Here is a 4,087-nt window from a genome sequence, read left to right as displayed (position 1 = left end):
AACTATGACTTTTCATAATTCTACTAGGTCTGTATATAACAAATGTCTTAGCCATCACTATTCATTTTTCAATCTTTTCTCCTCCTCATTATAAGCTAAAATAATTTTTCTGACTACAGGATGTCTTACCACATCTTCTTCCGTAAGATGAACAAAACCAATCTCTTTTACTTCTTTTAAAATCCTCATAGCTTCTTTCAACCCGGAATGTTGGTTTTTAGGTAAATCGATCTGGCTTGGATCTCCTGTTATAATAAATTTTGCATTCATTCCCATACGGGTAAGGAACATTTTCATTTGGGCATGAGTAGTATTTTGAGCCTCGTCCAAAATTACGAAAGCATCATCAAGAGTTCTTCCTCTCATAAAGGCCAATGGAGCCACTTCTATTACCTTCTTCTCCATATAGCCTTCCAGTTTTTCATGTGGAATCATGTCACGAAGGGCATCATATAAGGGCTGTAAATAAGGATCTAATTTTTCTTTAAGGTCTCCGGGTAAAAACCCCAGACTTTCACCAGCTTCTACTGCAGGCCTGGTCAGGATAATTCTTTTTACCTCTTTATCCCTTAATGCTCTTGCTGCTAGCGCAACGCTGGTATATGTTTTACCGGTTCCAGCAGGCCCTATGGCAAATACCATATCCTTCTTCTCCGTCTCTTTTACAAGTTTCTTAAGATTGGTCGTTTTAGCTTTTATTATTTTTCCATTGACCCCTTTTACAATGATATCCTGATCGAATACCAATTGTTTTTCTGCTTCATCCTTAATATTCAGAATATTCTCAACGTCCTTGAGAATAATGGAATTATTTTTAGAAATAAAATTAACGATATCGTCCAGTTTCTGTCTGAAAACATCCAACGCCTCCTGGTTACCCATGGCAAAAATATAATGATCTCTTCCTGTAATTTTAAGTGTTGGAAAACTGGATTTTATCAAATTGAAATATTGGTTATTCACCCCATAGAAGCTTTTTGTATCAATACCTTCTAACTCATATGTTAATTCAAACATGTAAATATTTTTTTATATCAGATTTTAAAATTAATTCTTTTTTTCAAATTGATGTTAATTTGTTATTCACAATATTTAATTATGTAAGAATGAATTTTAATCTATTAAAAATTTACATTAAATAATATTTTTCAATAATATTGTACATCAATACCACAAGAGCATATTAAAAATATAAATATTATGACCAACACAAATGTGAAATTCCCTTTATTTAAAGCAACCTTACTTGGAGGTTTTCTCTCTGCAATAGTAAAATTCGGATGGGAAGTCCCTTTTCCTCCACGTACTCCCGAAAGAGACGCGACCAATCCTCCACAAACATTACTGGAACAGTTTGGCCTCCCAAAAGATATTTCTCATTTCTTTTATCTGTTCAATGAAAATGCCAGACCTATATTCAGCTTTATAGTTCATTTCGGATTCAGTTTTTTCTTCGCATGGCTTTATTATTACCTTAGTGAGCGTAACAAAAACATCACTTTGGGCTATGGTACTTTCTATGGCATATTGATTTATTTTCTTTTCCATATTGTTATTATGCCTTTATTGGGCACTGTACCTGCCCCATGGAATCAACCATGGCAAGAACACTTTTCCGAACTGTTCGGCCACATGGTATGGGCATGGTCCATTGAAATTATAAGAATCTACGTAAAGCGCACTACTTAACCATTTTATATCAAGGGAGATTCCCCGCTTTTAAGAACAGATGTTCTCGAGCTAATATTTTATAAGATTTTATAATTAATCTCCCCTTGTTTTCTTTTATTTTAAATAAATTTGCAAAACAGCCATCATATTCTACAACTATACAATGTCAATTATTACCCTTACTTCAGATTTCGGAAATTTAGACTATAGAGTTTCAGCCATAAAAGGAAAAATCTTATCTCTAAATCCAGAAGTTAGTATCGTTGATATTACACACCAAATTCAGGCATACAACCTCATTCAAAGCTCATATATTGTAAGAAATGCCTACAAACATTTTCCTAAGGGTACCATTCACATATTATCGGTAGATAGTTTTTTTAATAAATCAAGAAAAAATATCTTATATCAGGCGGACGGTTCTTATTTCATTGCAGCAGATAACGGATTATTAAGTCTTATTTTCTTCGACGTAAAACCTGAAGCTATTTATGAAATTACCCTTAATAACCGATTTGATGATATTGTCAATTTTACTTCCACTGATGTTTTCGTTCCGGTTGCTGTTCATTTAGCCAATGGAGGACTTCCTGAATTAATCGGTAGAAAAATAGAAACTGCCAAACAGCTTTCTTTTCCAAAACCTGTATACAATGAATCCGAAAAAATGATCATCGGAGAAGTAATGTATATTGATAATTTCGGAAACATAATCTCAAATATCAGTAAAGACTTATTTGAGACCATTAATAATGGATTCGAAAACTTCACTATCAAATTCAGGAATTTAAGTCTTTCCAAAATATTTCAAAGTCATACCGAAGTAGTCTCGGACTGGGAAAGAGAAACGGAGTATCATGGACAATCAGCAGCTATATTTAATGACAGCCAGCTTCTGGAACTTACCATTTACAAAGGCAGTAAAAAAAATGGAGCCAAGACTTTATTCGGACTGAATGTAGGCGAGAATATCTATATTGAATTTTCCTAACATTATATATTCCTTAAAAAAACCGATTTTTTTTATATATTTGTCAAAATCTAAAAAATAAAAATGGCAGAGTACAAATTATTGCTTCCTTCCATGGGGGAAGGCGTTATGGAAGCTACAGTTATCGCTTGGTTATTTAACGAAGGGGACACTGTAAAGGAGGATGATTCCGTAGTAGAAATTGCAACAGATAAAGTAGATTCTGATGTTCCAACACCGGTTTCGGGCAAAATCGTTAAAATTTTAAAGCAAAAAGATGAAGTTGCAAAAGTAGGTGAAGCCATTGCTATTTTAGAAATTGAAGGAGAAAGCGGAAATACTGTTTCTGAAAACACTGCATCAGAGACTCCTGCTCCGGCGACACCAGATAGTGAAACATTAAAAACGATAGAAGAGCCGCTAAAAGCAGCAGCTTCTAATACAGAATACTCAGGAGACCTGTATTTATCTCCTCTTGTAAAATCAATTGCCCAACAGGAAAATATTTCTGAATCTGAATTAAAAACCATTAAAGGAAGTGGTTTAGAAGGAAGAATTACAAAAGAGAATATTTTAGCTTACGTAGCAAACAGAGGAAGTCAGCCTCAGGTAACCCAACAGGCAGTGCCGGTACAACAGACAACTCCTCAGCCAAGCACACCTGTAACTCCGGTTCAGGTAGCAGCGGGCGACGAGATCATTCCTATGGACAGAATGAGAAAGATCATTGCTGAAAACATGGTGAAAGCGAAACAGATCGCTCCACACGTTACTTCTTTCATAGAAACGGATGTCACCAATGTTGTTAAATGGAGAGCAAAGCATAAAGATATTTTTGAAAAACGTGAAGGTGAAAAATTAACTTTCATGCCGATTTTTGTAAAGGCAATCGTAAAGGCTATTCAGGATTATCCCATGATCAATGTTTCCGTAAACGGGGAAAACATCATCAAAAAGAAAAACATTAATATCGGAATGGCTACCGCCCTTCCTGATGGAAACCTGATTGTTCCTGTTATCAAAAATGCAGACCAGCTTTCTTTATCAGGTTTAGCAAAAGCCATCAATGATTTAGCTTACAGAGCAAGAAATAAAAAATTAAGACCCGAAGACACGCAGGGAGCTACTTATACCATTTCAAACGTAGGAAGCTTTGGAAACCTTATGGGAACACCTATCATTCCTCAGCCTCAGGTAGCTATTTTAGCAATCGGAGCTATCGTTAAAAAACCCGCAGTTCTTGAAACCAAAGATGGTGATGTAATCGCCATACGTCAGTTAATGTTTATGTCTCATTCTTATGATCACAGAGTCGTAGATGGCTCTTTAGGCGGAATGTTCCTGAAACATGTTCATGACTATCTTCAAAACTGGGATATGAATACTGAAATATAAAAAATTCTTTATCCGCATAAAAAGCCTTTGTTTTAACAGAGGCTTTTATTT

The 4,087-nt window shown here is 35.0% G+C and carries 4 protein-coding genes; 3 read left to right on the top strand and 1 reads right to left on the bottom strand.

The window, feature by feature from the left end:
• Positions 1-57 precede the first annotated feature (57 nt).
• Entirely contained in the window at positions 58-1,017 is a 960-nt protein-coding gene (locus tag Q0A18_RS00515) for a PhoH family protein (protein ID WP_292008209.1), read from the bottom strand.
• 183 nt (positions 1,018-1,200) lie between these two features.
• On the opposite strand from Q0A18_RS00515, the gene Q0A18_RS00510 reads away from it, so the two are divergent.
• The 3 genes from Q0A18_RS00510 (at position 1,201) to Q0A18_RS00500 (ending at position 4,036) form a co-directional block, all read left to right on the top strand.
• Positions 1,201-1,689 (top strand): DUF1440 domain-containing protein, encoded by a 489-nt coding sequence (locus Q0A18_RS00510; protein ID WP_292008208.1) that lies wholly within the window; start codon positions 1,201-1,203, stop codon positions 1,687-1,689.
• Between the two features lie 145 nt (positions 1,690-1,834).
• The gene (locus tag Q0A18_RS00505) at positions 1,835-2,662 is read left to right on the top strand and encodes an SAM-dependent chlorinase/fluorinase (RefSeq protein ID WP_292008207.1); all 828 of its coding nucleotides are present in this window, start codon (positions 1,835-1,837) and stop codon (positions 2,660-2,662) included.
• A 63-nt stretch (positions 2,663-2,725) separates the two neighbouring features.
• Positions 2,726-4,036, top strand: a complete 1,311-nt coding sequence (locus Q0A18_RS00500) for a dihydrolipoamide acetyltransferase family protein (RefSeq protein ID WP_292008206.1) — start codon at positions 2,726-2,728, stop codon at positions 4,034-4,036.
• The last annotated feature ends 51 nt before the right edge of the window (positions 4,037-4,087 follow it).

Origin of the sequence: Chryseobacterium sp., assembly GCF_022712095.1 — a bacterium.
Classification (GTDB): Bacteria; Bacteroidota; Bacteroidia; order Flavobacteriales; family Weeksellaceae; genus Chryseobacterium.
The sequence above is the reverse complement of the archived record's forward strand: the minus strand, read 5'-3'. Positions and strand labels throughout refer to the sequence as shown.